At 69.7% G+C, this 598-nt stretch carries 1 protein-coding gene; it reads right to left on the reverse strand.

The genetic code is table 11. The annotated features are described in order from the left end of the window. The coding region (locus tag AC08OV_RS15965; protein ID WP_476619873.1) for an SDR family NAD(P)-dependent oxidoreductase at positions 1-425 on the reverse strand (425 nt) is incomplete at its 3' end. Between the last annotated feature and the right edge of the window lie 173 nt (positions 426-598).

Below are 598 nucleotides of genomic sequence, written 5' to 3' on the forward strand. Positions count from 1 at the left end.
AGCGCTGCGCGCCGGTGGCCCGCCCGGCCGGCCAGGCCACCGGCGCGCAGCGCTTCCCGGGTGACGATGAAGACGCTGTTGAGGTTGGTGTTGATGACGTCAAGCCACAGCTCGTCGGCGATCTCCGCGGTGACGCCGCCGCCGCTGCGTCCGGCATTGTTGACCAGAATGTCCAGCGGCCCGAACCGGTCGACGACCGCGCAGATCAGATCGGTGACCTGCGTCCCGTCCGTGACGTCGCAGGCCCGGCCGTCCACGGCGAGGTTCTGTTCCTGTAGTGACTTCACCGTCGCGGCCACATTGTCAGCCGATCGCGCGCAGAGGTACACCCGGGCGCCGCGACGCGCGAGCCGGGTGGCAATCTCCAGTCCGATACCGCTGGTGGCACCGGTGACCAATGCCACCGGCTGGCTCTGCTGGCTCATGTTTCCTCCGATGACTCCGCCATGGTCGGCCGACCCCGACATTGCGGCAGCCCTCTCGAAACGCGGTCGAGCCGTCGTGGAGCACCGGATGGGCCGCCGGGCGGCCGTTTCGAGTGCCTCTCAACCCACTCGCATTAGTTTCGCCGCAGCCCGGACCGCGGCCCGGCCGCGGG

The sequence above is a fragment of the Frankia sp. CeTa3Moorea genome (genome assembly GCF_978021225.1).